Raw genomic sequence first — 25,534 nt, forward strand, 5'->3', positions numbered from 1 at the left:
TTCGACCCGTGGGTCTTCCAGCGTTGAAAAAACTTCCTGTAAACTCAAGGCCACTGTTTGCTCTCCAAAATGCTCAGTATCTCTGATTTTTATGACAATTTATATGCGCTTGCCCTGTATATCCGGCCTGCAATTGGATTTTTCGGACGCCGCAGCCCGTTCCAGTTGCCGTGTTGATGGATTGCTGACAAATTGTTCAAAAACCCACCAGACCTTGCCCATCGCAGCCCTAAATTCATAATAAAAAATCAGTATTAACGATAAAAAACAGCATGGCATCTTAATTGCTAAATAGAGAATTGCCGGGTTGCCGATCTCCATCCGATATGTGTGCCCGGACCATTTCCAACAGTAGCGAGGTATTGATATGTTCGAAGTCATTCTGCTTGTTATCGTCATGTTTGTAATGGCGACATGCGCTTTTTTTCCATTAGGTTACAGCATGGCGTATTTTTCGAAATCCTCCCAACAATCCACAGCCGCCAATCAAGTGGAATCGACGGCCGATTATGAGTTGAGAATCCTCGAGGAATCAAATCGTCTTCTGACTCATCTGATAAGTGAAATCGAGGCTTCCTTCGGGCCGCGCCCTAGCGATTCTGTCTTGCGGCGCCATTACGATACCCTGGTTGCTGCCGAACTGGAGAATCGTCTGGCAGCAACAATGGCCGAGTAAATTAAAAGCATCTTTGTCGGGTTATACCACACTTTTATGCACTAACCCGACCTGCGGCTTCGTGAGCTTTACGCCATCCCAATTTATTCCTCTACCGCTGATTCAAATTGCATGGAACCCAGGCTTATATATGCTCTCTTCTTCCGATGTGTGTCCCATTCCCTACAATTGTCCGGTTTCTTTGTCGCATTTGTCGCATAACCGACATTGACTAATTTTTTTCAAAGCATCTTGACATTATTTACCTTAATATTTATAAGGTTTTTTAGGCTGACATCAATCCGGTACGGATGTTGCAAAGGCCATGCGGAGCAGTGTCGCCGATCACTGCGTTGATAAAAAAAGGCGCTGAAGAACGCTCGGGAGCATCTGGGCCTTGCGTTCATCAAGTAGCCGGATAATAACGCCAGGAGTTCCTGAATGAATGAAACCTTTTACGATGTCATGCGCAGGCAGGGCATCACGCGCCGCAGTTTTCTCAAGTTCTGCAGCTTAACCGCTGCCTCATTAGGTCTTTCTCCCGCTTTCGCCCCCAAAATCGCGCATGCGATGGAGACCAAACCGCGCATTCCGGTGCTATGGCTGCATGGTCTGGAGTGTACCTGTTGTTCGGAATCCTTCATCCGTTCCGGGCATCCTTTGGCCAAGGATGTCATTTTGTCGATGCTGTCGCTGGATTACGACGATACCATTATGGCGGCGGCCGGGCATAACGCCGAAGCCATCATCGACGAGATCGTCGAAAAATACAAAGGCAACTACATCCTGGCCGTGGAAGGCAATCCGCCGCTGGCCGAGGACGGCATGTACTGCATCATCGGCGGCAAGCCCTTCGTCGAACAGCTCAAATACGCGGCGGAAAGCTGCAAAGCCATCATCTCCTGGGGCTCCTGCGCATCATGGGGCTGCGTCCAGGCCGCCAAGCCCAATCCGACCCGGGCGACGCCGGTGCATAAGGTACCGGGTCTGGCCGACAAACCTATCATCAAAGTCCCCGGCTGCCCGCCGATTGCCGAAGTCATGACTGCCGTGGTCGCCTATCTGCTGACCTTCGACAGACTGCCGACACTGGACAAGCAAGGCCGTCCGCAGATGTTCTACAGTCAGCGCATTCACGACAAATGCTACAGAAGGCCGCATTTCGACGCCGGCCAGTTCGTCGAGCACTGGGACGACGAAGCCGCCCGCCAGGGCCACTGCCTGTACAAAATGGGCTGCAAGGGGCCGACCACCTATAACGCCTGCTCGACGGTACGCTGGAACGAAGGCGTATCGTTTCCGATTCAGGCCGGCCACGGCTGCATCGGCTGTTCTGAAGACGGTTTCTGGGATAAAGGCAGCTTCTACGAGCGCCTCACCGATATTAATCAATTCGGCATCGAAGCCAACGCCGACGCCGTCGGCGGCACCGCGGCGGCCGTGGTCGGCGCCGGCATTGCCGCCCATGCCGGCCTTACGGCACTGAAACGGGCTAAACAATCAGGAGCAGAAAAACAATGACAGTCAGCAACACTCCCAACGGCTTCCATCTGAACGATGCCGGCCGCCGCGTCGTGGTCGATCCGGTCACGCGCATCGAAGGCCACATGCGCTGCGAAGTCAATATCGACGACGACAACATCATCCGCAACGCCGTCTCCAGCGGCACCATGTGGCGCGGCCTGGAAGTGATCCTGAAAGGCCGCGACCCGCGCGATGCATGGGCTTTCGTGCAGCGCATCTGCGGCGTCTGCACCGGCACCCATGCCTTGACCTCGGTGCGCGCGGTCGAAGATGCCCTGAAGATCAAAATTCCGGAAAACGCCAACTCGATCCGCAACCTGATGCAATTAAGCCTGCAGACGCAGGATCACCTAGTCCATTTTTATCATCTGCATGCGCTGGACTGGGTCAATCCGGTCAATGCGCTGAAAGCCGATCCGGCCGCAACCTCGGCGCTGCAGCAATCGATTTCGCCGCACAATCCCAAATCCTCGCCGGGCTATTTCCGCGACACGCAAAACCGCCTGAAGAAGTTCGTCGAATCCGGCCAGTTGGGTCCGTTCAAAAACGGCTATTGGACCAATCCCGCCTATCTGCTGCCGCCGGAAGCCGATCTGATGGCGGTGACGCATTATCTGGAAGCCCTGGACTTTCAAAAAGACATCATGAAAATCCGCACTATCTTCGGCGGCAAGGACCCGCATCCGAACTGGCTGGTCGGCGGCGTGCCGTGCGCGATCAACATCGACGGCGTCGGCGCCAGCGGAGCGATCAACATGGAGCGGCTGAATCTGGTGTCATCGATCATCGATCGCACCATCGCTTTTATCGATCAGGTCTATATCCCCGATTTGCTGTCCATCGCCCAGTTTTACAAAAGCTGGCTGTACGGCGGCGGCATTTCCGGGCAAAGCCTGCTGTCCTACGGCGACATCCCCGACAACGCCAACGACTACTCGGCGGCCAACCTGCTGATGCCGCGCGGCGCGATCATCAACGGCGATCTGTCGAAAGTCCATGAAGTGGATCTGACCGATCCCGAGCAGATCAAGGAATTCGTGCCGCACTCCTGGTACAAATATCCGGACGAATCGCTGGGCCTGCATCCGTGGGACGGCGTTACCGAACCCAACTACCGCATAGGACCGAAAACCAAAGGCAACCGCACCCACATCGAGGAACTGGACGAGTCCGCCAAATACTCCTGGATCAAGGCCCCGCGCTGGCGCGGCCATGCGATGGAAGTCGGTCCCCTGGCGCGCTATGTGATCGGCTATGCGCAAGGCAACAAGGAAATCACCGAGCAGATCGATTTCGTCCTGAAAACCCTGGACGTGCCGGTCACGGCCCTGTTCTCGACCCTGGGCAGAACCGCGGCCCGCGGCCTGGAAGCGCAATGGGCGGCCGGCAAGATGCGCTATTTCATGGACAAAATGATCGCCAACATCAAGGCCGGCGACCTGGCCACCGCCAACGTCGAGCGCTGGGACCCGGAAACCTGGCCAAGCAGCGTCAAAGGCGTCGGGTTTACCGAAGCGCCGCGCGGCGCGCTGGGGCATTGGCTGCATATCGAAAATACCAAAATCGCCAACTACCAATGCGTGGTGCCGACCACCTGGAACGGTTCGCCGCGCGACGAACAAGGCAATATCGGCGCGTTCGAAGCGGCCTTGCTGAATACCAAAGTGGAACGTCCCGAAGAACCCGTGGAAATCCTGCGCACCCTGCACAGCTTCGATCCCTGCCTGGCCTGTTCCACGCATATCATCAGCCCGGACGGTGCCGAATTAACCCAAGTCAAAGTACGCTGAGGAAAATGTATGAACAGTTTGAACAGAATTAAATTGCAATGCTTATCGTTAGCCGGTCTGGCCGCATTTTCCCATGCTGCATCAGCGCATACCGGCCTGTTGCCTACAGACGGTTTCAGCGACGGTTTCCAGCATCCGTTTTTGGGCCTGGACCATTTTCTGGTGATGTTGGGTTTGGGATTATGGGCGAGCAGCCAAAGCCGTTTGCTTAGCAAGCAAGCAATAGGATTGTTTTTATTATTCATGGCGATAGGGGCGCTACTGGGTTTAAGCGGGATTGGTTTCGCTTATGTCGAAACGGCTATTTTGGTCTCGCTATTGCCGGTCGGCATAGCGCTGAGTTTTCCAATAGTTCCCACGCTCCGGCGTGAAAATTCAGTCTGCAACGCTCCCGCGTTGCGGGTGCGGGACGCTGGAGCGTCTGTCACAGCGTTCCCACGCCGGAGCGTGGGAACGATAAAACATGGCTCACAGAAACCAGGAAGATTCAGTCAGGCAATCATCTTAACGTCGATTGCAATCTTTGCCGCCATGCACGGACTGGCGCACGGCAGCGAAATGCCGGCTGCCGCATCGGCCTATTCCTATATCGCCGGGATTGTCTCAGGCACGGCGGTTTTACATTTTTCCGGATCAGCTTTGGGCTTGCTCTTCAGGCGCATCAATGCGGCCGGCTTGATCCGCGTCTATGGCACCCTGACCGGCCTGACCGGCGTCTGGCTGCTGTTCGCAGCCTAAGGAACGACCATGACTGAGCCGACTTCAACATCTCAACCCGTTTATGTCTACGAAAAACCGGTACGGCTATGGCACGGCCTGAACGCCCTGCTCATTGTCGCCTTGATCATCACCGGCTACCTGATCGCTGATCCACTCGCGTCAGTGGGCGGCGAAGCGTCCGATCACTTTCTGATGGGCTACCTCAGGTTCGTGCATTTCGCCGCCGGTTACCTGTTGGCAATCGGCCTGCTGTTCCGGCTGTACTGGGCCTATGCCGGCAATGAGCATGCACGGGAAATCTTCCTGCCGCCGCTCTTGTCTCGCGATTTCTGGCAAGGCGTCGGCCATGAAATCTTGTGGTACGCCTTCCTGGTCAAGACGCCGCACAAGTATGTCGGCCATAATCCCCTGGCTGTGCTGTCCATGCATTTCATCTTTGTTTGGGGCACGCTGTTCATGATCGTGACCGGCTTTGCACTATACGGCGAAAGCACTGGACAAGACAGCTGGCAATACGTGCTGTTCAGCAGTTGGGTGCTGCCGGTTTTCGGCGACAGCCAAAGCCTGCACAGCTGGCATCATCTGGTCATGTGGCTGATCATATGCTTCGTGCTGATCCATATTTACGTCGCCGTGCGCGAGGATAAACTGTCCCGGCAGAGCATTTTGTCGACAATGGTCACCGGTTGGCGCACTTTCAAGGATGATAAACCGCTGGACGGCAGCCATTGACCATGAACATTCTGCTATTAGGCATAGGCAATGTGCTGTGGGCCGACGAAGGCTTCGGCGTTCGCGTGATCGAGCACCTGCAAAAACGCTACCGCTTTCCCGACCAGGTCAAAGTCATGGACGGCGGTACGCAAGGCGTTTATCTGGTCGAACATGTGCAAGCCGCCGATGTCCTGGTCGTATTCGACGCGATCGATTACGGTTTGCCGCCCGGCACGCTGAAACGGATCGAAAATGATGACGTGCCGCATTTTCTCGGCGCCAAGAAAATGAGTCTGCATCAAACCGGCTTTCAGGAAGTGCTGGCGATGGCGCAAATGCTGGGCAGTTATCCCCGGCACTTGCTGCTGGTCGGCGTACAGCCTGAGGAACTCGACGACTACGGCGGCAGCTTGCGGCCATCGGTCAAGGCGCAAATCCAGCCGGCGATCGACATGGCGCTTGGCTTTCTGAAGGCTTTTGGCATTACGGCTGAAACCGCCGGCACGGAAAACGATCTGGCCGACCCGGTGCTGAACATGCAGCGCTACGAACAGGAACGCCCTACGGCTGACCAGGCCTGCCGCATCGGCGACGAGCGCATCCTGCTGTCCGACGCGTTTGAAGTGCGCTCGCCGCAGCCTACGGACGAAAACACTTTGCAGGTCGATATCGATTACCGGGGCAAATACTGATGTGCATCGGCATCCCCATGCAAATTATCGAGCCTCGCGGCGAATCGGCGCTTTGTATCTACCGCGGCCAGGAAAGCTTGATCGACATGATGCTGGTCGGCCCGCAGCCGGTAGGCACCTGGCTGCTGGTTTTTCTCGACACTGCCCGGGAAGTGCTCAGCGAACAAAAAGCCCAACAGATCGCCGATGCGCTGGAAGCCCTGCATCTGGCGATGCAGGGCGACAACCAAATAAATCATTTATTTGCCGACCTGGTCGACAGAGAACCCCAATTGCCGGAGTTTTTAAAACCATGACATCGCCACTGATTGCCCAATTGCAAACCCGACACGGCTATCCTCTTCTGGATGCGGACAGTTACGATCATTTCGTTTATGGTCACGAAACTGTCGTGCTGTTTTTCTGCAACGACCCGCTGCATTTTCCGGAAAGCAATGATGTCGCGGTAATTTTGCCGGAATTGATCAAAGCCTTCAGCGGCCGACTGCAGGCTGCAGTCATCGCCAGCCCCATAGAGCGGGAACTGCAGGCGCGCTTTCGGTTTACCGGTTGGCCATCGCTGGTGTTTTTGCGCAATGGCGAGTATTTAGGCGCTATCAGCGGCATCAAGGACTGGCAGGAATACAGGCAGGAAACCGCGCGGATTCTGGCCGCCACACCCGGCGAGCCGCCGGTTTTCGATCTGGACAAAGTCTGCAGCAAGATAACTTTGTAGGGTACTCATCGCGTACCTTCCAAGCTAATAAAATTTGAAAAGGTACGCAGTGCGTACCCTACGTTTAGAAGCAACCGAATATCGGCAAACATTAAAATGACTTCACTATCTCTCCCAATTTTCGGCCCACGCAGCCAGCCTGCGGAAGAAGACGGCATCGAGCTGGACTACCTGCAAATGCCGCAGGAAATGGCGACCTACAGCATGCCCAGTCTCTCAATGGATTTAAACCCGGCGGATCTGGCGCAGGCAAAAAACATATTGCAGCAACTGGAACAGGATCTGGCTGCGTTCCCTTCGGTGTCCGAGCCTATTGACCTGACAACGCTGGATCAGCCCAACCGGCAATTCATCAACGAACTGCTAGGCGAAGGCGAAGTCAGCCTGATTTGCACCGGCGAACGAAACAGCCGCATTCAGGAGTCGGCGCTGGCAGGCGTCTGGCGCTTGCAGCAACTGGATACCCGGCAGCAGATCATCGCCGATACGGTGGAAGTCGGCATTATTCCGCGCCCAATAATTCAATCGGCTTTCAATGGCGCGGCCAGCCGAATCGACACCGGCTGGACAGCGTTGCCGCCGGGCGTGATGAACGCGCCGCCGCTGCTGGCCGAACTCAACGCCAAAATCGCCGAATACCGGCCGGGCGACGAGGCGCATATCATCAATTTGAGCCTGCTGCCGCAAACCGAGCAGGATTTGGCGTTTCTGGAACAGCGCCTGGGCCGGGGCTCAGTGACGATACTGTCCCGAGGCTACGGCAATTGCCGGATTACCGCAACCGGCACCCGCTTCGTCTGGTGGGTGCAATATTTCAATTCACAGGACACCCTGATCCTCAATACCCTGGAAGTCAGCGACGTGCCCAGCGTCGCCTGCGCCTCGCCGGAAGACATAGAAGACAGCCGTGAGCGGCTGCAGGAAATACTGAAGGTGTATTTATGAGCACCGCCTTTTTCGCCGGCCCCTTTGGCGGCGATGCCTCGGGATTGCCGACAGAAACGCGGTTGGAATGCAAAATCTGCTGGCATGTCTACGATCCGGCAGACGGCGATGAGGTCTGGCAAATACAGCCCGGCACGGCTTTTTCACAGTTGCCCGTACACTGGAGCTGCCCGCAGTGCGGCGCTCCGAAGCAGGATTTTCTGGTGCTGGACGACTGAGCATGCAGTGGCAGGATAGCGAACAAATCAGCCGCACGCTGGAAACGGTATTCAACGGTATTCTGGCAACGCGCCTGCGCGAGGTGCCTATTGTTAACCCCGCGCTCTCTGTGCAGGCCGTCGGCTTTACTCGCTTTAACGAAGACTGGCTGGGCGTGTTGATCACGCCCTGGTTCATGAATCTGCTGTTGTTGCCGGGACCGGACAGCGACTGGCGCAAGCAGCTTCCCGGCAGCAAACTCGTGCGGCGCTATCCCTACGGCGCCTTCGAATTCACTTTGGCCAGCGAAGCGCAGCTGGGCCCATACGCACAGTGTTCCTTGTTCTCGCCAATGTTTCAATTCGAGGATCAGGGTATGGCGCTCACGGCGGCACAAGCCGCCTTGCAGGGCTTGCTGACTACTCCTAGTCCGCGCACTGTCAGCCGCCGGGATCTGCTGCGCGGCGCTCTCGGAGGCCATAAATGACGCCGGACGGAACTGTCCACATCGAATTGTATCACCGCGCCGGCCAGGCTAGCGGAGCGCGAATCGCATCCACCCGGCCTGACATAGCGCCCCTGGTATTGCTCGGCAAAACGCCGGAACAGATCCTCGACATCGTACCGCTGCTGTTTACGCTGTGCGGCAATGCCCAAGCCTGTGTCGCCCTGCTGACCTGCCGCGCCGCGCTGGGCATGACAGCCGAGCCTGAGTCCGATGCGGCCCGCGACCTGCTGGTGCAACTGGAGACTCTGCGCGAACACGCCTGGCGGATTCTGCTGGATTGGCCGGGCCTAATCGGACTGCCCCCGGATAAAAAAGCCCTGGCGGCATTGCTTAAATTCGATGCGCTTTTCAAGCGGCATTTGTTCCGGCACGGCGAGGCATACAAGCTCGACAGTTGCCTCGACATCGATGCCGTGCAATTGACGCAACTGACAGCCGAATTGGAAGCGCTCATTGATGCCGCGATTTTTAACGGCCGGCTTGCCGATTTTCGGACGCTGGCTTGCGAAACGCAGCTCTGCGACTGGCTGAGCCAAAACGAGGCGCTGCCGGCCTGCCTGCTGAACGATTTGTATAACCGGAACTGGACGGCAATCGGACAAAACGAGGTCGACTGTCTGCCCGAGCTCGAGGCGGATGCCTTGAACCGGCAGATGCAGCAGGAAGATTTGGCGGCGTTCTGCCGGGCGCCGCACTGGCAAGGCCGCTGCTTTGAAACGACGCCATTGACGCGGCAACGTTCGCATCCGCTCATCGCCGGCTTGCAACACCATTACGGCAACGGCCTGATGGTGCGCTTCGTGGCCCGTTTGCTGGAAGTGGCGGCGATACCGCTGCGGTTAAGCCGTGGGATAGAGCAAAAGCCTGCCCCTGCAATCGTCTCGAGCACCGGCGGCATTGGTCTGGCCCAGCTTCAGGCGGCGCGCGGCCTATTGATTCATCGTCTGGAACTGCGGCATGGGCGGGTGTATGATTACCGAATCGCCGCGCCTACCGAATGGAATTTCCATCCCGAAGGCGTCGTCGCCCAAGGCTTGAAACACTTGAAGGCCGAAGGCCCGAACGACCTGCGGCGGCAGGCGGAACTTCTGATCAACTCAGTAGACCCCTGCGTACTTTACAATTTAAAGCTGACGGACAGCGATAATAAGGCAGAAGCCCATGCATAACAAATCTGTTTGGAACAAGTTTGCACCAGCCCAAAGTGAAATAGCAAGGATTGCCATGCATGACAAATCCGCCGGGAGCGGATTTGCATTTACCCGAAGGGTGCATGGCAGGGATTGCCATGCATGAATTGTCGCTTTGCGAAAGCGTTTTACAAATACTGGAGCAACAGGCGGAAGCCCAGCAATACCGGAAAGTCAAGACGGTCTGGCTGGAAATTGGAGCGCTTGCCGGCGTCGAGATCGAGGCGTTGCGTTTCAGTTTCGATATTGTCGTACAAGGTTCGCTGGCCGACCAGGCCTGCCTTGAAATTATCGAAGTGCCGGGCCAGGCCTGGTGTTTGCCGTGCGGGCGCAATGTGGCCGTGCAGCAGTTATACGATCAATGCCCGCACTGCGGCAGTCATCAATTGCAGGTCAATGGCGGCGATCAAATGCGAATCAAAGAACTGGAGGTAGAATAATGTGCGGCGTATGCGGCTGCGGCGAGGGCCATTCCCACTCGCACGATCATGGCCATTCCCATGATCACCATCATCACGACCATGACCACGAACACGGTGCGACACATGCCCATGCGCCGGGTTTGAGCCGGCTGCGCATGGTGCAGATCGAACAGGATATTCTGGCCAAGAATAACCGTTATGCCGCCGAAAACCGCCGCTACTTCAATGAACGCGGCATGCTGGCGTTGAATCTGGTCTCCAGCCCCGGCTCCGGCAAGACCACGCTGTTGACCGAAACCATTGCCCGGCTGCAGGGCGACGCCGACATCGCCGTGATCGAAGGGGACCAACAAACCGCCCGCGACGCCGAGCGCATCCGCGCCACCGGCGTGCAGGCGGTGCAAATCAATACCGGCAAAGGCTGCCATCTCGATGCGCACCGCGTCGGGCATGCGCTAGCAAGCCTGCAGCCGAGCGACCATAGCCTGCTGTTCATCGAAAACGTCGGCAATCTGGTCTGCCCTTCGTCGTTCGATCTGGGCGAAGCGCACAAAGTGGTGATCCTGTCGGTCACCGAGGGCGAGGACAAGCCGATCAAATACCCCGACATGTTCCATGCCGCCGACCTGATGATTTTGAACAAGACCGACCTGCTGCCGTACCTGGATTTCGACAGCGAGCAATGCATACAGTATGCGAAACAGGTCAATCCTCGCATCAAGGTCCTGTCATTGTCGGCCAAGACCGGCGAAGGCATGGACAACTGGCTGCGCTGGCTCAAGGCCGAATTGGAATTGCAGCGCATTGGATATGCTTAATGCTCGCTACCGTAGGGTACGCATCGCGTACCTTTTGGCTTTGCCTTGGCATCGCGGAAACTTTTAATGGGCAATTTGAAAATGGTACGCAATGCGTACCCTACATTTTAGGAAACCGAAATTCATGTGTCTGGCTTTACCCGCCCAAATCATCGCCCTCGACCCCGTCACTAACATAGCGACCGCATCGGTCGACAATGTCAGGGTGGAAGTGTCGCTGGCCCTCGTCGATGATGTTGCTGTCGGCGACTACGTACTGGTGCACGTCGGTTACGCGTTGAATAAAATCGACGAGGACGAAGCCCTGAAAACCCTGGCCTTGTTCGCCGAAGCCGGATTGACGCTCAACCCATGAAATACATCAGCGAGTTCCGACAGCAAGACCTGGCCCGGCAACTGGCCCGGGCCATCGCGCAAACTGTCGATCCCGACCGGCACTACCGATTGATGGAATTCTGCGGCGGCCATACCCATGCCATTTTCCGTTACGGCGTGCAGGACCTGATGCCGGCCAATGTCGAATTCATCCACGGCCCCGGTTGCCCGGTCTGCGTATTGCCGACCGGCCGCATCGACAATGCGATCCAGCTGGCCGAACGGCATGACGTGATACTCTGCACCTATGCCGACCTGATGCGGGTGCCGGCCACTGGGCGCAATAGCCTGTTGAAAGCCAAGGCCGGCGGCTGCGACATCCGCATGGTTTATTCCACGCAGGACGTCCTGAAAATCGCCCGCGAAAATCCGGGTCGGCCCGTGGTGTTTTTCGCCATCGGTTTTGAAACCACGACGCCGCCGACTGCCGTCGCGATACAGCAGGCGCAGGCTGAACGCTTGACCAATTTCTCGGTGTTCTGCAACCACGTGCTGACGCCCGCTGCCATGCGGGCAATCCTGGACGCGCCGCAGCCGGTCGCGATTGATGCCTTTCTCGGGCCTTCCCACGTCAGCACGGTCATCGGCAGCCAGGCCTATGAGCCGTTTGCCGAACGCTATGCCAAACCCGTCGTCATTGCCGGTTTCGAACCTCTGGACGTCATGCAGTCGGCGCTGATGCTGATACGCCAGCTCAACGAAGGCCGGCATGAGGTCGAAAACGAGTACAGCCGCGCCGTCACCCGGCAAGGCAACCTGAAAGCGCAAGCGCTGATGCGGGAAATATTCAAGTTGCGGCCGCAATTCGAATGGCGCGGACTGGGCCTGATCGCCGACAGCGCATTGAGACTGAAAACCGACTACGCCGACTTCGACGCCGAGCAGCGCTTCAGCCTGCCCGCGATCCAGGCCGCCGACGTCAAAGGCTGCGAATGCCCAGCCATCCTGCGCGGCGCGAAAAAGCCGCAGGATTGCAAGTTGCTGGGCACGGTTTGCACGCCGGAAAATCCGATGGGCTCTTGTATGGTGTCGTCGGAAGGGGCTTGTGCGGCATATTGGTCATATGGGCGGTTGAGCCGTAGGTCGGGTTAGCGTAGCGTAACCCGACATTTGCCGCTCCGATGTGTCGGGTTACGCTACGCTAACCCGACCTACGTGTCTCCAAATTCGGGGAATTTTAATCCGTCGCGATAGCGGCTTTTGTAATATGGGAATCTATTCCAGTGCCTAAACCCTACACCTCCCCCCTAAACCTGACAACCGGCAAAGTCGACCTAAGCCACGGCGGTGGCGGGCGGGCGATGGCTCAGCTGATCGACGAGCTGTTCGTCAGGCATTTCGACAACGACCTGCTGCGGCAGCGCAACGATCAGGCGCTATTTAACGTACCGGCGGGACGGCTGGTGATCAGCACTGATGGCCATGTGATATCGCCGCTGTTTTTTCCGGGCGGCGATATCGGCTCGCTGGCGGTGCACGGCACCGTCAATGATGTGGCAATGTCCGGCGCTCGGCCGCTGTATCTGGCGGCCGGATTCATCCTGGAAGAAGGCTTGCCGCTGGCTGATCTGGAAAAAATCGTCGTCAGCATGGCCGCCGCGGCGCAACGGGCCGGCACGCCTGTCGTCACCGGCGATACCAAAGTCGTGGAGCGCGGCAAGGGCGACGGCGTGTTCATTACCACGACCGGCGTCGGCATCGTGCCGGAAGGCGTTACTATTTCCGGCGACCGCGCACGGCCGGGCTGCGCGATTCTGGTCAGCGGCTCAATCGGCGATCACGGCGTCGCCATTATGGCCGGACGGGAAAACCTGCAATTCGGCACCAGCATCGTCTCCGACTCCGCCGCGCTGAACGGTCTGGTCGCCGAGATGGTGTCGGCCGCGCCGGACGCTATTCATTGCCTGCGCGACCCGACCCGCGGAGGCCTGGCAACGGCCTTGAACGAACTGGCCCAGCAATCCGGAGTCGGCATGGTCATCGACGAGACGCGAATTCCTGTAAAGGCGGAAGTCAAAGCCGCCTGCGAAATCCTCGGCCTGGACCCGCTCTATGTCGCCAACGAAGGCAAGCTGGTCTGCATCTGCGCCCCCGATGCCGCCGAGCGCCTGCTGGCGGTAATGCAACGGCACCCGCTGGGCCGCGAAGCCGCGATCATCGGCGAAGTGATCGCCGACGAGCACGGCTTCGTACAGATGGCCACGGCCTTCGGCGGGCGGCGCATCGTCGACTGGCCGGTCGGCGAGCAATTGCCGCGCATCTGCTGATGCCCGGCAAGGCAATCCGGGCGCGCGGCGTGGTGCAGGGCGTAGGCTTTCGGCCGGCGATCTGGCATCTGGCCCGGCTATGCGGGCTGACCGGCTCGGTGTGGAACGACGCCGAGGGCGTGATGATCCACGCCTTCGGCAGTGAGGCGGATCTGCACGACTTCGTCCGCCGGATTCCGCTGCAACTGCCGCCGCTGGCCCGGCTCGACAGCCTCGAAGTGCAGGATTTAAATGGAATGGCGGATGACGAGTTCCGTATCGTTGCCAGCCGCGAAGACTACCGCGCCCAAACGCCGATCGCCGCCGATGCCGCCACCTGTCCCGACTGTCTGGCAGAAATCGCCGACCCCGCCAATCGCCGCTACCGCTATCCGTTTACCAATTGCACGCATTGCGGCCCGCGGCTGTCTATCATCCGGGGTGTGCCTTATGACCGCTGCCGCACCAGCATGGCGGAGTTTGTGATGTGCCCGCGCTGCCGGCAGGAATATGACGACCCCAACGACCGCCGCTTCCACGCCCAGGCTAACTGCTGCCCCGACTGCGGCCCCAGGCTGTGGCTGGAGGATCGCAGCCGGCAAACGCTGGATGGCATCGACCCGTTGATGCGCACGGCCGAACTGATCCGCCAGGGGTTCATCGTCGCGATCAAGGGCCTGGGCGGTTTTCATCTGGCCTGCAATGCTGCCGATCCGAAAGCCGTTGCGCGGCTGCGGCAACGCAAGCGGCGCTATGCCAAACCGTTTGCATTAATGGCCCGCGATGCGGAAACGATAGCCTGCCATGCCCGGCTGAACGAACAGGCAATGCGGGCTCTGCATGACAAAGCCGCGCCGATCGTATTGCTGGCCGCACATGGCATGGCGCTGGCGCCCGGCATCGCGCCGGATGACGATAAGCGGGGCTTCATGCTGCCTTACACGCCTTTGCATAGTCTGCTGATGCAGGAACTGGACATGCCCATCGTACTGACCTCCGGCAATATCAGCGACGAGCCGCAATGCACGGATAACGACGAAGCGCGGGCAGAGCTGGCCGGCATCGCCGATTATTGGCTGCTGCACGACCGGGCCATCGTCAACCGGCTGGACGATTCGGTGGTTCGGATCATGGACGGCGACATCCGGTTGCTGCGGCGGGCGCGAGGGTACAGCCCGGAAGCGCTGGCCTTGCCGGCCGGTTTCGAAGCGGCCGATAACATTCTGGCCATGGGCGCAGAATTGAAAAACAGTTTCTGTCTGCTGAAGAACGGTCAGGCGGTTGTTTCCCAGCATATCGGAGATCTCGAAAACGCTGCCGTGCAGCACGATTACCGTCATGCCGTCGCGCTGTACCGGCAGTTATTCGGTTTTAACCCCAAGCGCATCGCTGTCGATCTGCATCCTGATTATCTATCCACGCAATACGGACGATCCTTGGCGGCAACCGAGCAGGCGCAGTTGGTCGCCGTGCAGCATCATCATGCCCATCTGGCCGCCTGTCTGGCCGAGCATGGCGTGCCCCTGGACACGCGCCCGGTGTTGGGCGCGATCTTCGATGGCTTAGGTCTGGGCGATGACGGTACGTTATGGGGCGGCGAATTTTTGCTGGCCGATTACCGGAACTGCACCCGTCTCGGCCATTTCCAGCCCATTGCCCTGCCCGGCGGCGTCCAGGCCATGCGCGAACCTTGGCGCAACGCTTATGCGCAACTGCGGCATTATTTCGACTGGCCGTTGCTGCGCCAGGAATTCGCCGAACTGAATATCATCAAATTGCTGGCCGGCAAACCGCTAGGCACGCTGGCGACGATGATTGCCAGAAATCTCAACTCGCCGCCCAGCAGTTCCTGCGGCCGCTGGTTCGACGCCTTTGCCGCCGCGCTGGATCTGCACGGCGAACAGGTTCATTACGAAGGCCAGGCCGCGATTGCGCTGGAAACACTGGCAGCGCCGCTGTTTGCCGACGAACAGCCCTACCCGCAAGCCTGGGCTACCGATAACGGCGGCGGCCTGTTGGTGTTAAGCTGGCAAGGCTTGTGGCAAGCCGTTCTGACCGATCTCGACTGCGGCACGGATAAAGCCCGCATCGCCGCCCGCATTCATCATAGCCTGATCGCTGCGACCGTCGAACTGCTGAACCGGCTCTGCCGCCAGGCTGGCACGGACCGTATTGTGCTCAGCGGCGGCGTATTCCAGAACCGGCTGCTGCTGGAAGCGGTATCTCAGCAATTACGGCAGAACGGCAAAACCGTCCTGTCGCCGCAACGCTATCCGCTGAACGATGGCGGCCTGGCATTGGGGCAAGCCGTGATTGCCGCTGCGCGAAGCATTGCGGGGAGGTGAAGAACTGATGTTACGCATGGGCTGTTTTTTATCCTGTTTGCCGTTCTGGCGACAGATTCTTCATTCAACTCGCAGCACCTTGTCCTGAATAGTGATGCGCACGCGTAGGTGCGAATTCCTTCGCACTTAACCAAATAGCTGTGCTTCGGGTCGAATGAATTCGACCCTACAGTTGCTCATCAGTGAAAAATTACGGTTTGATCCGGTTCAGCAATCAGCCCGCATTCAAAGCGGACGACCTCTGGGCATAATATTCGCGGCATTCGCGCTCCCGGCCCCGGACGACGCGCTTGCCTTGCAGCGGGCCTTTGGTTTCGGTAACGACGGTATATTGCCCTTCATGATGCTGGTCGTCATAAAAGTAAATGACGACCCAGTCCTTGACCTGGTTGAGCTGATGGGCGCGCGGCGTGTTCGAGTACAGGGCCGTAAAATGCCAGCCGCTGCGGGTTTTGTGCATGATCGGCAGCCAGGCTTCGCCGGACGGATTGAAGCGCCTGGGCGCGATTTTCGGCAGTTCTTCCTCGTCGGCTTTGGTCAGGTAGAGAAAATCGATTTCCAGCAGCAATTCAATCGGCACCTCGACGGCAGGCGCTTGCAGTCTTTTGCGTGGACGGCGATAGCCCAGGATGCGGTCCAGCCAAGCCTGGATCATCTCGGTTTTGTTCCTGCTAAAGCCCGGCACGGCCGCCAGCCGCCCGTCATGCGCGGCTATTTCCAGTTCCTCCAGCGTATCGACATGCAGCGTTTCTATCAGCCGGTGCGCCAGGGTCGGGCCGATGCCCGGAATCTGTTCAAACAGCTCGATGGGATCATGGCCGGTTCTCAGGCTGTCCAGCCGGCTCATACGGCCTGTGGTCACGTATTCGCAGATCGAGCGGGCAATGCCCGCGCCGATGCCGGGCAGTGCGTCCAGGCCATCGATGCCCTCCTTTTCGACGAAATCGGACACCGGCCGGTCGAGTTCGTCAATCGTGATCGCGGCCCGCAGGTAGGCGGTCGAACGAAACGGATTGGCCCTCTGCTCTTCAAGCAGTCTGGCAATCTCTCTCAATCTATCGGAAACTTCTTTATTTACCATAAAGCAACCCTCCGGCCATTATGGCCTGTGACTTTGAATCGCTGCTTTAAGTTCTGATCGTAGCGAGAACGGCATTAATTTTTACGGACTGCAAAACGAACCGGGGCCTTACAGTGTCAGATTGAAGCTTTGATGAGCAAATTTACCGCATAGCATCAGAAATAATAAAATACGATTAAACCCATCATTTCACAGCGAGGCACAGATAATGGCCAACAGGCAATCACCCACTATATCCAATCCCTCCGTTATCGTTCCGGTTAATCCGGCCATCGAGAACTATATGCGCAGCCTGACCGGCCCTACCGATCATCCGGTGTTGGCCGAGATGGAAGAGTACGCGAGGCTGAATAATTTCCCTATCGTCGACCGTCTGGTGGGGATTTTTCTGGAAACGCTGGCGAAAAGCATCGGCGCCCGGCGCGTATTCGAATTCGGCAGCGGTTACGGCTATTCGGCTTACTGGTTTGCGCGCGCGACAGGCCTTGAAGGCAGGGTGATCTGCAGCGACGGCGATGCCGTCAACCGTCAGAAAGCGCAGGGCTATCTCAGCGCCGCTGGTTTATGGGACAGGATTGATTTCCGTACCGGCTTCGCGCAGGATATCTTCGCGCAAACCGAAGGGTTGTTCGATATCTGCTATAACGACGTCGACAAGGGCGATTATCCGGAAGTCTGGAGAATGGCCAGAGACCGCATCCGCCCCGGCGGCCTGTATATCGCCGATAATGTGCTCTGGCATGGGCGCGTGGCCGCGGAAAACTTTGTCGACATCGTACCGGGCTGGACCGAGGCCATACAGGAGCACAATCTGTTAATCTTCAACGATCCCGATTTTGACAGTTTTATCAACCCGACACGGGACGGCGTGCTCGTCGCGCGTAAAAAGACGGCTTGAAAGCAAGACAAAGATGGCTGACTGTTCAATCATGGTTCTGCATGGCCTTGGACAGCTGCCGCATCTGTCCGGAATCAAGCCATTTTTTGCACCAGACATTAAGCGCGCGCGGATCGCCTTGCATCAGTTTGAACTCTTGCCGGGCCAGCCCGGGCTGCTCCGTGGGCCACCAGGAATGGACTTCCAGTTGTCGTTGCAAATACTCGCGAGCGGCTTCATAACTGGACTCGGTTATTTTCGTGTTGCGTATCGCCATCTTGATCACCTACTTTATGCAGATTGTGGTCTGGATAAATTTTATGGTTATTGGAAACTCAAAAAAACATCAAGTTCCTGATTAAAGAGAGTTTATTTAAACCCTTCCTATCAATCTTTTCCACCTTGAATAGAATGTCTGACAACCTGTTTACCATCAACAATTTAATCTGATGCGCATCCTTCTAGCCTACATCAGTATCATTTTAATCTGGGCCACTACGCCGCTGGCTATCAAATGGAGCGGAGAAGGTCCGGGCTTTTTGCTCGGTGCGACAGGCCGCATGAGCATCGGCATCGTCTGCGTGGCCATGCTGCTGTTGCTCAGGCGGCAGCGCCTGGCCTGGCATAGCAAGGCCAGGCGGACTTATCTGGCTGTGGCCCTGCAAATCTATTGCTCCATGCTGGCGGTTTACTGGGCCGCACAGTTCATTCCTTCCGGCTGGGTTTCGGTGATATTCGGCTTGTCGCCGTTGATCACGGCGTTGCTGTCCGCGATATGGCTAAAGGAACGCAGTCTGACGCCAGGAAAATTGATGTCTTACGGTTTCGGTGTCGGCGGCCTGGCTGTCATGTTCGGTTCAGCCTTGCAACTCGGACAGGAGGCAGCGCTGGGCATTGCCGGCGTGCTGGTTGCCGCCCTTCTGCAATCGGCCAGCGCCGTCTGGGTGCAGCGCATTCAGGCGAAACTGCCGGCATTGTCGCAGGTGGCCGGCGGCCTGCTGCTGGCCGTGCCGGCTTATTGGCTGACCTGGTGGCTGGCGGACGGGCAATGGCCGGCGTCATTGCCGCTTGCCAGTCTGGCTTCAACCATCTATCTGGGCGTCATTGCGACGACCATCGGCTTCGTGCTTTATTACTATGTGCTGGCTCACTTGGCCGCAACGCGCGTCGCCCTGATTACGCTGCTCTCGCCGGTGCTCGCGCTCATGCTGGGCCATACGGTCAACCATGAGCCGCTGACCATAAAAATCGCAGCCGGCACGGTGCTGATCTTATCCGCGCTGTTCATGCATGAGTATTTCGACAGAATAGTGGGTTATCTGGTCAGAAAAACGACGACAAAGCGCCTGCGTTCTTCGGCATGACAGCTTGCCCGTCCGAAACTAATCCGGCCGGCTATCTGTCTTTAATAATTGAAGCTCAATTCATGAACTTAACAGGAGAAGCTGAAATGAAAATGTCAAAAATAGACAAAGTACTGGTAGGTGAAGCTCTTGTAGGTGAAGGTGATGAAGTGGCGCATGTCGATTTGGTCATGGGGCCGCGAGGCAGTGCTGCGGAAACGGCGTTCTGTATCGCGCTGACCAATCAAAAACGCGGGGATAACGCTTTATTGGCGCTGGTGGCCCCGAACCTCATGGCCAAGCCCAATACGATCTTGTTCAATAAAGTGGAAATCAAAGACGCGAAACAGGCCACGCAAATGTTCGGCCCGGCCCAGCGCGGCGTCGCCAAAGCCGTTACCGACAGTGTAAAAGCCGGCATCATACCGTTGGAAGAAGCCGGCGATATCTTTATTAGTGTCGGCGTTTTTATTCACTGGGACGCCAAGGACGACGATAAAATTCAGGACTGGAATTACGAAGCCACAATGCTGGCAATCAAGCGCGCGGTTGAATGCCAGCCGTCGCCGGAAGAAGTGATCGCTCAGGAAAATGTCGTGCACCATCCGCTGGCGGCTCATGACTGATCGGCCTTGCGGCCGCGTTTTTAGGCGCTGAATAGACCCTAGTGTCATAACCACGAAGAACACAGAGCGAGCGAAGCCCAGCCTTGTTTTTCTTCGTGGTTCGCTATTCAATTTATTGGCTACAGACTATCGTATTCATCATTGACTTCATCGTGCTTGATATGATGCTTTTCATCAACGGCCCTGATAGCCAAGTTGCACAAAAAGCCCACCACCAATATCCCGGCCATGATATGCATGGTCATATTGTAGGCATCGGCCTTTGCGACGCCCTGCGCAATCTGGCTTTCGCGCAGATAATTGACCAGCACGGGACCTGCGACGCCGGCCGTCGACCAGGCCGTCAGCAATCTGCCGTGAATCGCGCCGACGTACTTGGTGCCGAAAATATCGGCCAGATAAGCCGGTATGGTTGAGAATCCGCCGCCATACATGCTCATGATGACCGCATAACAGGCGACGAACAGCGCGACATTGTGCATCTGACCGGTATAAGGCACGCTGGAATACAGCGCGCAGCCCAGCACAAAGAATATGAAATAGGTATTTTTCCTGCCCAGATAATCGGACAGCGTGGACCAGACAAAGCGCCCGCCCATATTGAACAAACTCAGGAGGCTGACAAACGCCGCGGCCTTTTCGGGCGTGAACTGGTCTTTGAACATCTCCTGACTCATGGCCGAAGCCTGACCCAGCACGCCGATGCCTGCCGTCACATTCAGGCATAATACCAGCCATAACAGGTAAAACTGCGGTGTTTTCAGCGCCTGATCAACATGCACGTGATTGTTCGTGATCAGCTTGCTTTTTTTGACTGATGGTTGAAAACCTTCGGGCATCCAGCCTTCAGTCGGCAGCCGGATCGAAAATGCGCCCAGCATCATGATAACCAGATAAAGCGCGCCCATCGTCATGAAGGTCTCTGCAACGCCGACAGATGTTTCTGAAGCGAAATGCTTCATCAGAAACACGCCCAGAGGCGCACCGATCATTGCGCCGCCGCCGAACCCCATGATCGCCAGTCCGGTCGCCATGCCGCGTCGATCGGGAAACCATTTGATCAGCGTCGAAACCGGAGAGACATACCCCAGCCCCAACCCGATGCCGCCCAGGACACCATAGCCCACATAGAGCATCCAGATCGCATGCAGCCAGACGCCAGTCGCGGAAATAAAGAAGCCGCAGCTAAAGCACAGCGCGGCGCAGAACATCGTGACACGCGGCCCGACTTTTTCCAGCCATTTGCCGGCAAAAGCCGCCGACAGCCCCAGAAACACGATGGCGAGGCTGAAAATCCAGCCCAGTTCTGTCAATTTCCAGTCCTCGGGCAAGGATTCGGTTACGCCCAGTACTTTGGTCAATGGCAAATTGAATACGCTGAACGCATAAACCTGCCCTATGCAGAGATGTACAGCCAGGGCCGCAGGGGCAACCAGCCAACGATTAAAATCCGATTTTGCAATCGTCCTGTCTCTTGACAAAAAAGACGTCGCCCCCGTTGTGTTCATAAATTTTCTTCCTGTTTTTTATTTGCTTTTATATGAAGGCCGGCATGAATCCAGCAGACAATAGACCTCCAACGCTAACGCGACGGAGAATTTGGGACGGCTATTTTACTGCACGCGGCTATATTTTTAAATTTATGCCGAAAGGAGGCGTTACATTTTGAAGGGTTTCGGAAATATTGGCGGCAAGGTAAGGCTTGAAAAGCTTTGTAGGGTACGCACCGCGTACCTTTCCGGACTTGTGGTGTGCCGAAAAACCCTGAACAGGTACGCGATGCGTACCCTACAGTGGATTTCGCTTTGATTTTGGCAGGGCAGCGGGACAGTCCAGGCTGCTAAACCCGGCATTTCGAATGCCGCCCATGCTACGTATACTTTGGTTATTGAGCGGCATCTGAAAAAGATGTCTTGTTGACTATATTGAGCTTGTCGGATTCGATTCCGATCAAAAGATCGCCCTTCAGCAATCCGACCAGCTCTTTGCCGGCCATGCTAAAACGCCAGCCATGCAGCAACGGACAGTCGTCATCCTCATTGAACAGCAGCACTTCCAGATCTTTGCGCGTGGCAAGGATGGCCGGATTCAACGAATTTTCATCGGCCCGTATTCTGACCAATGCCGTTAAAATATCCAGTATGGCTTCCTGCTGTTGCGTCTTTCTGGCAGGCCTGCCTTTCTCGTTCAGAGGGATAGGCGGACGCTGCCTGGCCTCATTGATCAACTGGCACAGCACTTTTCCGTAACGGTTGACAGTGCGCTCATTGATGCCCCGCACCTTGGCCAGAGCATTGACGCTGTCGGGCTGAAGCTTGGCCAGCTCAAGCAACAGATCATCGCGCATGAGCCAGCTTCTGGGTCTGTCTTCAATCTGCGCGGTACGTTCGCGCCACTCGCATAATGTCTGAACGATCGACAGCTGTCTGCCTGTCAGTTTGTTTTTACCTTTGACTTTCAGCCAGGCCTTTTCCGGCGAGACCAGGTAAAGTTCGGAATCTTTCAATAACTCAAAATCGCTTTTCAGCCAGTCCAGACGTCCAAGCTCCTGAAGCTTTTCGCACATGATCATGTAAACCTGACAGAGATAAATCACATCATCGGCGGCATAGCGCAACTGTTCTTCGCTTAAAGGGCGCACGGTCCAGTCGGTGCGCGTATGGGCTTTACTGAGATTGATATTCAGGAAGCTCGAAACCAGCATGGCATAACCGGGATTATCCTGAAACCCAAGCAAAGGCGCGGCTATTTGCGTATCGAAAATCGGCTCGGGAATACAGCCTCTTAACTGATAGAAAATCTCCAGGTCCTGCCGGCTGGAATGAAAAACTTTGACGATGGAAGGATTGTACAAGACATCGAACAGCTCGCTCAAATCAGGCAATGCGATAGGATCGACGCAAGCCACCCACTCGGGTGTAGCGATCTGCAGCAGGCAGAACTTTGGAAAATAGGTTTTTTCTCTTAAAAACTCGGTATCCAGTGCCAGCCAGGGCTCTTTTAAAATTTGCTGACACAAGGCGCTCAGCTTTTCCGGGGTATCAATATATTGAATAGTAGTCATAGTAATTACAATAACAGCTTTTTGTTCTTTAACCTACTCTTGGCGCCGAATTTGATCTAATACGCTGCATATTTGCAGGTTGATGGTAAAATTTTTTTATTTAATAGTCTGCCGATATGAAATACCGCATTATTCCCGTCACGGCCTTTCAGCAAAACTGTTCTTTACTGATTTGCGAGCGAACCGGCAAGGCCGCTGTCGTCGACCCGGGCGGCGATGTCGATTTGATTCTGGACGCCGTCAAGCAAGAAAAAGCGGTGCTGGAATCTGTCTTGCTGACCCATGGCCATCTCGATCACATCGGAGGCACTTATGAACTGGCCTCTTTATTCGATATTCCTATTATCGGTCCTCACCGCGATGACCAGTTCTGGATTGATGCAATTGCGGCTCAATGTCAGACTTTCGGTTTTCCTGTCTGTCATGAATTTACGCCGACACGCTGGCTGGCGCATGGCGATAAGGTCTCATTCGGCGAAGAAATGCTGGAGGTCTTGCATTGTCCGGGACATACGCCCGGCCATGTGGTTTTTTATCACCGTCAATCCCAACTGGCGATTGTGGGCGACGTGTTGTTTAGAGGATCAATCGGCCGAACCGATTTTCCTAAAGGCGATTTTCATACATTGATCAGTTCCATAAAAAACAATTTGTGGCCTTTGGGTGAACAGGTCGCGTTTATTCCCGGCCATGGCCCGATGTCTACGTTTGGCGAGGAAATGCGCCATAATCCTTATGTCGGTATTTAGCAGCCTACGCCGGATAGATCCGTATTTTGGCTATCCGACTGAGGATTACGCTGGCGTCCCCCCCGCCGAAAATTGCTTTTTCCGCGCTTTTTACCGCTGCGCGCTTTTATCCGCGCTATGTTCAATTTTTGTTGGTTGATTTCCACCGTTTTCAGGTGCTGGAATATATCCGGCGGCATACCGGCCGGTAATTCAATAATAGTATATAAACCGTGTATATCCACCCTGTTGATATTATTTTTATCAACACCGGATTCTTCAACCAGCACCTTTTTGATCTCTTCCGCTGTAACCTGATGGATTCGCCCTACATCCAGACGATAACGCACCATCTTGATGGGCGGCAGATTAAGCGGCGGCAACACCCTTATCGCTGCCTTTTGCTCTTCCCGTGAAGCGGCAGGAAGTCTGGCTGCCTCCGGCTGATTTAAATACACCAGCGCCGCAGCGCAATCCAAGATATCCGCATCCAGTTCAGCGGCTATAACGCTGAGCAGGGCGCGATAGGGCTCCAGATTCTCGCTGTTTAGAATCTGCTGCAAGCGATTTTTCAACGGTTCGGTTTGGCTGACCGGCTCCGCCGTTATACTATTCCTGTCATTCATCCTGTTTTACAATCGATCACTGTTAATCGCGATACTTTAGAGCCTATCCTGATAAATTTCCACAAATGCTTCATCACGCAGCCTGCGCACCCAAAGCTCGGTTTCTTCTTCAATTTTCCGTTTGCGTATGGCATCCCTGACCAGATTCTTTTTGAACTCGGCACTATTGTCTTTGTTTTCCCGATCCAGCACTTGAATCAAATGCCAGCCGAACTGTGTTTGCACTGGCTCGCTGACTTCATTGACGGACAGTTTTGTCATGGCTTCCTCGAACGGCTTCACCAGATCGCCTGGTCCCACCCAATCGAGGCCGCCGCCTTTTATTGCCGAGCCTTTATCATCAGAATGAGCGCGCGCCAGCGCTGCGAAATCCTCGCCGTTGGCCAGCCGCTCTTTTAGTGCGAGCAGGCGTTTTCTTGCTTCGGCATCGTCAATTAATTCATTGGTTTTTATCAAAATATGGCGGACCTTGGTTTTGGTTACCATATGGTGATCCAAAGCACCTTTTTGCTCCAGTAACTTGACGATATGAAAACCGCTGGGGCTGCGGATAGGATCGGCTATATCGCCCGGCTTCATTTTACCGACCTCCTCGGCAAACATGGTCGGTATATCGCCCATGGACCGCCAACCTAAATCGCCGCCTTTCAGGGCATTGTCGCCATCTGAATACGTCATTGCGGCTTCGGTGAAGTCCTCGCCCGCGCGCAGTTTTTCAACCAGACCGTCGGCCTTGGCCCTGGCCTTTTGTATCTCCTTCGCGGATGCAGCTTCCTGAACGGCGATCAGTATATGGCCGAGATGATATTGGGTAGCCTCTTCGCCAATCTTGTCCTGCGTTTCCATGTAGTGCTCGACCTCTTTGTCGGTCACTTTAATGCGTCCGCCTATCTCCCTGCCGCGCAATTGGCTGATGATAATTTCATTGCGTATATTGTCCAGAAAGCTTTGATAGCTGATGCCCTGCCTTTCCAGTTCAGACCGAAACTCAGGCAGGTCCATATTATTTCTTTGGGCGATCTCGGCTGCCTGGCTGTTCAGCATTTCCTCACCGACCGTAATGCCGGCTCTCTCGGCCAATTGACGCTGCAACTTATCGACAATCATTCTTTCCAGCACTTGCTTGCGCAGGATAAAACTCGGCGGCATAGCGGCGTTGGATGCCTCGATTCGCTGCCTTACAGCGGCCGCCTCCCGCTCCAGTTCACGGTCAAGAATGACATCATCCTCAACGACGGCGATAATTTTATCCAGCACTTCAGCGTGCGCGGCATAACTGCTGAAAAATGAACTACACAACAGTACAGGTACAATCAATCTTTTCATATTTTC

The 25,534-nt window shown here is 56.0% G+C and carries 29 protein-coding genes; 23 read left to right on the forward strand and 6 right to left on the reverse strand.

Annotated features, from left to right (window positions below):
• From V2P20_RS19795 to hypF, 19 genes are all read left to right on the forward strand, one after another.
• The coding region (locus V2P20_RS19795) for a hypothetical protein (protein ID WP_331821428.1) at window positions 1–241 on the forward strand (241 nt) is incomplete at its 5' end.
• A gap of 126 nt (window positions 242–367) precedes the next feature.
• Complete coding sequence (locus V2P20_RS19800; protein ID WP_331821430.1) at window positions 368–676, forward strand: hypothetical protein; 309 nt, start codon at window positions 368–370, stop codon at window positions 674–676.
• 420 nt (window positions 677–1,096) lie between these two features.
• Window positions 1,097–2,176 (forward strand): hydrogenase small subunit, encoded by a 1,080-nt coding sequence (locus tag V2P20_RS19805; protein ID WP_331821432.1) that lies wholly within the window; start codon window positions 1,097–1,099, stop codon window positions 2,174–2,176.
• Window positions 2,173–3,969 (forward strand): nickel-dependent hydrogenase large subunit, encoded by a 1,797-nt coding sequence (locus V2P20_RS19810; RefSeq protein WP_331821434.1) that lies wholly within the window; start codon window positions 2,173–2,175, stop codon window positions 3,967–3,969. Before V2P20_RS19805 ends, V2P20_RS19810 begins: the two co-directional genes overlap by 4 nt.
• A 9-nt stretch (window positions 3,970–3,978) precedes the next feature.
• Window positions 3,979–4,707, forward strand: a complete 729-nt coding sequence (locus V2P20_RS19815) for a HupE/UreJ family protein (RefSeq protein ID WP_331821436.1) — start codon at window positions 3,979–3,981, stop codon at window positions 4,705–4,707.
• Window positions 4,708–4,716: 9 nt separating this feature from the next.
• Window positions 4,717–5,421 carry a Ni/Fe-hydrogenase, b-type cytochrome subunit gene (gene cybH, locus V2P20_RS19820; RefSeq protein ID WP_331821438.1) on the forward strand — a complete coding sequence of 235 codons (705 nt, stop codon included), beginning with the start codon at window positions 4,717–4,719 and terminating at the stop codon, window positions 5,419–5,421.
• A gap of 2 nt (window positions 5,422–5,423) precedes the next feature.
• A complete protein-coding gene (locus tag V2P20_RS19825; protein WP_331821439.1) occupies window positions 5,424–6,095 on the forward strand; it encodes a HyaD/HybD family hydrogenase maturation endopeptidase in 672 nt (223 codons plus the stop codon).
• Window positions 6,095–6,391: a HypC/HybG/HupF family hydrogenase formation chaperone gene (locus V2P20_RS19830; protein ID WP_331821441.1), complete on the forward strand. Its 297-nt coding sequence runs from the start codon at window positions 6,095–6,097 to the stop codon at window positions 6,389–6,391. Before V2P20_RS19825 ends, V2P20_RS19830 begins: the two co-directional genes overlap by 1 nt.
• Window positions 6,388–6,810, forward strand: a complete 423-nt coding sequence (locus V2P20_RS19835; RefSeq protein WP_331821443.1) for a hydrogenase — start codon at window positions 6,388–6,390, stop codon at window positions 6,808–6,810. Before V2P20_RS19830 ends, V2P20_RS19835 begins: the two co-directional genes overlap by 4 nt.
• Window positions 6,811–6,906: 96 nt before the next feature.
• On the forward strand, window positions 6,907–7,755 hold the full coding sequence (locus V2P20_RS19840) for a hydrogenase expression/formation protein (protein ID WP_331821445.1): 849 nt from the start codon (window positions 6,907–6,909) through the stop codon (window positions 7,753–7,755).
• Entirely contained in the window at window positions 7,752–7,973 is a 222-nt protein-coding gene (locus tag V2P20_RS19845; RefSeq protein WP_194969986.1) for a rubredoxin, read from the forward strand. Before V2P20_RS19840 ends, V2P20_RS19845 begins: the two co-directional genes overlap by 4 nt.
• A 2-nt stretch (window positions 7,974–7,975) precedes the next feature.
• Window positions 7,976–8,440 (forward strand): [NiFe]-hydrogenase assembly chaperone HybE, encoded by a 465-nt coding sequence (hybE, locus tag V2P20_RS19850; protein WP_331821448.1) that lies wholly within the window; start codon window positions 7,976–7,978, stop codon window positions 8,438–8,440.
• Window positions 8,437–9,630, forward strand: coding sequence for a Ni,Fe-hydrogenase I large subunit (locus V2P20_RS19855; protein ID WP_331821450.1), 1,194 nt, complete (start codon window positions 8,437–8,439; stop codon window positions 9,628–9,630). The genes hybE and V2P20_RS19855 overlap by 4 nt, the downstream gene beginning before the upstream one ends.
• Before the next feature lie 119 nt (window positions 9,631–9,749).
• A complete protein-coding gene (hypA, locus tag V2P20_RS19860) occupies window positions 9,750–10,091 on the forward strand; it encodes a hydrogenase maturation nickel metallochaperone HypA (protein ID WP_331821595.1) in 342 nt (113 codons plus the stop codon).
• The gene (hypB, locus tag V2P20_RS19865) at window positions 10,091–10,891 is read left to right on the forward strand and encodes a hydrogenase nickel incorporation protein HypB (protein WP_331821452.1); all 801 of its coding nucleotides are present in this window, start codon (window positions 10,091–10,093) and stop codon (window positions 10,889–10,891) included. Before hypA ends, hypB begins: the two co-directional genes overlap by 1 nt.
• Before the next feature lie 124 nt (window positions 10,892–11,015).
• Window positions 11,016–11,246 (forward strand): HypC/HybG/HupF family hydrogenase formation chaperone, encoded by a 231-nt coding sequence (locus tag V2P20_RS19870; RefSeq protein ID WP_194969981.1) that lies wholly within the window; start codon window positions 11,016–11,018, stop codon window positions 11,244–11,246.
• Window positions 11,243–12,358, forward strand: coding sequence for a hydrogenase formation protein HypD (hypD, locus tag V2P20_RS19875; RefSeq protein ID WP_331821455.1), 1,116 nt, complete (start codon window positions 11,243–11,245; stop codon window positions 12,356–12,358). Before V2P20_RS19870 ends, hypD begins: the two co-directional genes overlap by 4 nt.
• Window positions 12,359–12,489: 131 nt before the next feature.
• Window positions 12,490–13,533, forward strand: a complete 1,044-nt coding sequence (hypE, locus tag V2P20_RS19880; protein ID WP_331821457.1) for a hydrogenase expression/formation protein HypE — start codon at window positions 12,490–12,492, stop codon at window positions 13,531–13,533.
• Window positions 13,533–15,857 carry a carbamoyltransferase HypF gene (gene hypF / locus V2P20_RS19885; RefSeq protein WP_331821459.1) on the forward strand — a complete coding sequence of 775 codons (2,325 nt, stop codon included), beginning with the start codon at window positions 13,533–13,535 and terminating at the stop codon, window positions 15,855–15,857. The genes hypE and hypF overlap by 1 nt, the downstream gene beginning before the upstream one ends.
• A 214-nt stretch (window positions 15,858–16,071) precedes the next feature.
• On the opposite strand, the gene V2P20_RS19890 is transcribed toward hypF, so the two are convergent.
• Complete coding sequence (locus tag V2P20_RS19890; RefSeq protein ID WP_331821461.1) at window positions 16,072–16,938, reverse strand: helix-hairpin-helix domain-containing protein; 867 nt, start codon at window positions 16,936–16,938, stop codon at window positions 16,072–16,074.
• 208 nt (window positions 16,939–17,146) lie between these two features.
• On the opposite strand from V2P20_RS19890, the gene V2P20_RS19895 reads away from it, so the two are divergent.
• Window positions 17,147–17,836 (forward strand): O-methyltransferase, encoded by a 690-nt coding sequence (locus tag V2P20_RS19895; protein WP_331821463.1) that lies wholly within the window; start codon window positions 17,147–17,149, stop codon window positions 17,834–17,836.
• Between the two features lie 25 nt (window positions 17,837–17,861).
• Here the strand turns inward: V2P20_RS19895 and V2P20_RS19900 are convergent, their stop codons facing one another.
• Entirely contained in the window at window positions 17,862–18,092 is a 231-nt protein-coding gene (locus V2P20_RS19900) for a hypothetical protein (RefSeq protein WP_331821465.1), read from the reverse strand.
• A gap of 172 nt (window positions 18,093–18,264) precedes the next feature.
• Between V2P20_RS19900 and V2P20_RS19905 the strand changes: the two genes are divergently transcribed.
• Together V2P20_RS19905 and fae are read left to right on the forward strand one after the other, a co-directional pair.
• Entirely contained in the window at window positions 18,265–19,179 is a 915-nt protein-coding gene (locus tag V2P20_RS19905) for a DMT family transporter (protein WP_331821467.1), read from the forward strand.
• Between the two features lie 92 nt (window positions 19,180–19,271).
• A complete protein-coding gene (gene fae, locus V2P20_RS19910) occupies window positions 19,272–19,784 on the forward strand; it encodes a formaldehyde-activating enzyme (protein WP_331821597.1) in 513 nt (170 codons plus the stop codon).
• 119 nt (window positions 19,785–19,903) lie between these two features.
• Here fae and V2P20_RS19915 read toward each other — a convergent pair whose 3' ends face one another.
• Window positions 19,904–21,292 (reverse strand): OFA family MFS transporter, encoded by a 1,389-nt coding sequence (locus V2P20_RS19915; protein WP_331821469.1) that lies wholly within the window; start codon window positions 21,290–21,292, stop codon window positions 19,904–19,906.
• 377 nt (window positions 21,293–21,669) lie between these two features.
• Window positions 21,670–22,848, reverse strand: coding sequence for a ribonuclease D (rnd, locus tag V2P20_RS19920; RefSeq protein WP_331821471.1), 1,179 nt, complete (start codon window positions 22,846–22,848; stop codon window positions 21,670–21,672).
• Between the two features lie 116 nt (window positions 22,849–22,964).
• Between rnd and V2P20_RS19925 the strand changes: the two genes are divergently transcribed.
• The gene (locus tag V2P20_RS19925; RefSeq protein WP_194969972.1) at window positions 22,965–23,597 is read left to right on the forward strand and encodes an MBL fold metallo-hydrolase; all 633 of its coding nucleotides are present in this window, start codon (window positions 22,965–22,967) and stop codon (window positions 23,595–23,597) included.
• On the opposite strand, the gene V2P20_RS19930 is transcribed toward V2P20_RS19925, so the two are convergent.
• The gene (locus tag V2P20_RS19930; protein WP_331821473.1) at window positions 23,594–24,202 is read right to left on the reverse strand and encodes a DbpA RNA binding domain-containing protein; all 609 of its coding nucleotides are present in this window, start codon (window positions 24,200–24,202) and stop codon (window positions 23,594–23,596) included. The two genes, V2P20_RS19925 and V2P20_RS19930, sit on opposite strands and share 4 nt — an antisense overlap.
• A gap of 36 nt (window positions 24,203–24,238) precedes the next feature.
• A complete protein-coding gene (locus V2P20_RS19935; protein ID WP_331821475.1) occupies window positions 24,239–25,528 on the reverse strand; it encodes a peptidylprolyl isomerase in 1,290 nt (429 codons plus the stop codon).
• Window positions 25,529–25,534 lie beyond the last annotated feature (6 nt).

The sequence above is a fragment of the Methylobacter sp. Wu1 genome (assembly GCF_036553575.1).
Taxonomy (GTDB): domain Bacteria; phylum Pseudomonadota; class Gammaproteobacteria; order Methylococcales; family Methylomonadaceae; genus Methylobacter.